Source organism: Elioraea sp. Yellowstone (assembly GCF_006704265.1).
In the GTDB taxonomy this organism is placed as follows: domain Bacteria; phylum Pseudomonadota; class Alphaproteobacteria; order Acetobacterales; family Acetobacteraceae; genus Elioraea.
Window position 1 is genome coordinate 1 of the sequence record NZ_VIKA01000233.1, and the last position, 3221, is coordinate 3221.

General features: G+C 74.0%; 5 protein-coding genes. 3 read left to right on the forward strand and 2 right to left on the reverse strand.

Annotated features, from left to right (window positions below; all coding sequences use genetic code 11):
* Window positions 1-350 (forward strand): S9 family peptidase (locus FK498_RS19545; RefSeq protein ID WP_202614918.1); only part of this gene is annotated, 350 nt, incomplete at its 5' end.
* 161 nt (window positions 351-511) lie between these two features.
* Window positions 512-1159, forward strand: a complete 648-nt coding sequence (gene folE / locus FK498_RS18075) for a GTP cyclohydrolase I FolE (protein WP_141857015.1) — start codon at window positions 512-514, stop codon at window positions 1157-1159.
* 241 nt (window positions 1160-1400) lie between these two features.
* Here the strand turns inward: folE and FK498_RS19550 are convergent, their stop codons facing one another.
* A complete protein-coding gene (locus FK498_RS19550; RefSeq protein WP_161988486.1) occupies window positions 1401-1553 on the reverse strand; it encodes a hypothetical protein in 153 nt (50 codons plus the stop codon).
* A gap of 185 nt (window positions 1554-1738) precedes the next feature.
* On the opposite strand from FK498_RS19550, the gene FK498_RS18080 reads away from it, so the two are divergent.
* Complete coding sequence (locus FK498_RS18080) at window positions 1739-2602, forward strand: MBL fold metallo-hydrolase (RefSeq protein WP_141857017.1); 864 nt, start codon at window positions 1739-1741, stop codon at window positions 2600-2602.
* Here the strand turns inward: FK498_RS18080 and FK498_RS18085 are convergent.
* Window positions 2597-3221 (reverse strand): NUDIX domain-containing protein (locus FK498_RS18085; protein WP_141857019.1); only part of this gene is annotated, 625 nt, incomplete at its 5' end. The two genes, FK498_RS18080 and FK498_RS18085, sit on opposite strands and share 6 nt — an antisense overlap.

Genomic DNA, 3221 nt, shown 5'->3' on the forward strand with positions numbered 1-3221 from the left:
TCGCAGCGGCGCTGGCCGAGGAGCGCGATCCGGAGGCCGTGCCGCGGCGGATCGCCGCCCTGCCCGGCCCCCTGCGCGCGGCGCTCGATCGGCTCAGCCTCGCCGATGCCCCGCTCGGCGGCCTGCGCGTCTGCGCCATCCTGGTGCACGGCACCGCCGATCCGGTGATCCCCTGGACGGAGAGCGTGCGGCTCGCACGGGCATTGCCGCGCGCGCGTCTGCATCTCGTTCCGGAACTCGACCATGTCGACCCGCGCGGCCTCGCCTTCGCCGGCCGGCTCGCGCTCCTCCAGGCGGCCGAGGACCTGCTCGCCGCGCGCGACGGCGCCGATCCCTGCGGCGCGCGCTGACCCTCACGCCCGCGTGAGGCCGCGATTGACTTGCCTCGACCCCAGGCCACTATCCTCGGCGTTGAGGAACGGATCAGCTTGGGCCCCCGTTCAGGGCACCGGGCCGCAGAACGACAAGAACGGTCATCCCGCCACCCCGTTGTCCGAAAGGATCGCCTGCAATGAACGTCAAGTCTCCCGCCTCGCCCTCCGCGCCGCAGCTCACCCGGCAGCGCCCAACGCGCGACGAGGCGGAAGCGGCGGTGCGCACGCTGCTGCTCTGGGCCGGCGACGATCCCGACCGCGAGGGGCTGATCGACACGCCCGCGCGCGTGGTGCGCTCCTTCCGGGAGTTCTTCTGCGGCTACGAGACGGACCCCGAGGAGCTGCTCGCGCGCACCTTCGAGGAGACGGACGGCTACGACGAGATGGTGCTGCTGCGCGACATCCGCCTCGAGAGCTACTGCGAGCACCACATGGTGCCGATCATCGGCCGGGCGCATGTCGCCTATCTGCCGCACAAGCGGGTGGTCGGCATCAGCAAGCTCGCGCGCGTGGTCGAGGCCTACGCCAAGCGGCTGCAGATCCAGGAGAAGCTGACCGCGCAAATCGCCAACACGATCGACACGGTGCTCCAGCCCAAGGGTGTGGCGGTGGTGATCGAGGCGGCGCACCAGTGCATGACTACACGCGGCGTCCACAAGCCCGGGGTGTCGATGGTGACGAGCCGCATGCTCGGCGCGTTCCGCGACGATCCGACCACCCGGCGCGAGTTCCTGGCGATGATCAGCATGGGCGGGACCTCCGCCCGCATCGGCGACGAGGCCTAGTCGCGGCCGCCGGGGGCGGGGGGGCGGCCGGGGCCCGCTCCGACCTGTCGCAAGCGGCTCCGAGGGGCCTGATACCCGGCCGACAAAGGTTCGACCTTTGCCGGCCGGGCATCAGGCCTTAGTTTTGCGCACGGCCGCCCCTTGAGCCCCGCGCGCCATACCCTCCGCACAAAGGTCAAACCCTTGTGCTCCGGGTATGACGCGCCTCAACACGCGATCGGGCGCGTCCGCCTGATCGGGCTCAGCGGCTGTCCGCCGTGCCGCCCTGGGCGCGCATCCACGCCTCCACCAGCGCCGAGCCGGGCGCCTCGCGCTGGACGGTCTCGTCCAGGGCCACGGCGAGCGCGCCGAGGGCGAAGAGGGCGAACAGCAGGGGCGGAATCAGGCGCAGCATCTCGGCTCTCGTCTCGCGGCGCATGCTCGGCCCCGCGCATTGCAGAATGGTTTCTCCGGCCGCCGTCGTGTCATGCATCGGGCGGAACCGTGACCATCATGCAGCGCGGGCAGGGCGGGCGTCAGTGAGCGGCGTCACGCCGAGGGCGCTGTGCGACGGCGCGATCTGGGCCATTCTCCCCGGCCATGGAGACGATCGCGTTCATCACCGAGGCCGTGCCGCCCTACGGCGTCGCGCAGCAGGTCCATCCCCGCGTGCGCCGGATCGTGGCGCGCAATCCCGGGCCCTTCACCTATCACGGCACCAACACCTGGATCGTCGGCGCCGGCCGCGTCGCCGTGATCGATCCGGGGCCGGACGATCCGGCGCATCGCCGCGCCCTGCTCGAGGCGCTGCGGGGCGAGACCGTGACGCACATCCTAGTCACGCACGGGCATCAGGACCACGCGCCGGGCGCCGCGCCGCTCGCGGCGGCGACCGGCGCGACGGTGATGGGCCGGGGCCATCCGCAGGCCGGGCGGACGGTCGGCATCGCCACCGGCCACCCTCCCTTCCTGCCAGACGAGACGCTGGGCGAGGGGGACACGATCGCGGGCGAGGGCTGGCGTCTGTCGGTGCTGTTCACGCCCGGCCATGCCTCGGACCACCTCTGCTTCGTGCTGGAGGGCGAGGGGATCCTGTTCAGCGGCGACCACGTGATGCCCTGGTCGACCTCGATGGTGGCGCCGCCGGACGGCGACATGGCAGCCTACATGGCCAATCTGCGCCGGATGCTGGAGCGCCCCGAGGGCACCTTCCTTGCCGGCCACGGCCCGCCGATCGTTGCGCCGCGGCCCCATGTCGCCGCCCTCCTGCGCCACCGTGAACAGCGCGAGGCGGGCATCCTGGAGGCGCTCGCCGCCGGGGCGGCGACCGTCGAGGAGGTCGTCGCGCACCAGTATCCCGGCCTCGCCGAGCCGCTCCGCCCGGCTGCGGCCAGGACCGTGCGCGCGCACCTGATCAAGCTCAAGGCCGAGGGCCGGCTTCCCGGCGCCGCACCGGCGCTATAGCGGCGGCACGCGGACCAGGCTCGCGCCAAGCTCGCGCCAGAGCGGCGCGCGGCGTGCGGCGCGCGCCGCCGGCGCAGCGCGGAGCCAGTCCGCCACCTCGCGCAGCACCACGCGCTGCGGCAGGGCGAGGTCGAGCGTCTCGGCCTCCGCGAGCGGGATCCAGCGCAGGAACCCGAGCTCGCCGTTCCCGCCGAGCTCCCCCGAGACGCGCTCGGCCGGGGCGAGCAGGAAACGCGCATCGAAGCGGATCGGGCTGAAGGCAGGTGTGACCAGCCGGCAGAGCGGCACCAGCGCATCCCCCGCGGGCAGCACGCCGCCGGCGCTGAACTCGGCCCAGCCGCGCCCGCGCGGCAGGCGCGCCCCGGGCGGGGCCGGGGCGGCAAGCCGGAGCCCGGTCTCCTCGAAGGTCTCGCGGATCGCGGCGGCGGCGAGCGCGGCGGCGCGCGGGCCGAAGGAGTCCGCGAGCGCGGACGGCGGCGGCGCGGCGAAGGGAACGCGGTGGTCCGCGGCCTCGACCCGCCCGCCGGGGAAGACGAGCCGGTTGGGCATGAAGCGGTGCCCGCCGCTGCGCACGCCCATCAGCACCGCCGGACCGTCGCCGGTCCGGCGCAGCAGCACC

Bases quoted from the DNA above. Each gene is read 5' to 3' on its own strand.
- folE (WP_141857015.1), top strand. From the start codon at position 512: ATGAACGTCAAGTCTCCCGCCTCGCCCTCCGCGCCGCAGCTCACCCGG.
- FK498_RS19550 (WP_161988486.1), bottom strand. From the start codon at position 1,553: ATGCTGCGCCTGATTCCGCCCCTGCTGTTCGCCCTCTTCGCCCTCGGC.
- FK498_RS18080 (WP_141857017.1), top strand. From the start codon at position 1,739: ATGGAGACGATCGCGTTCATCACCGAGGCCGTGCCGCCCTACGGCGTC.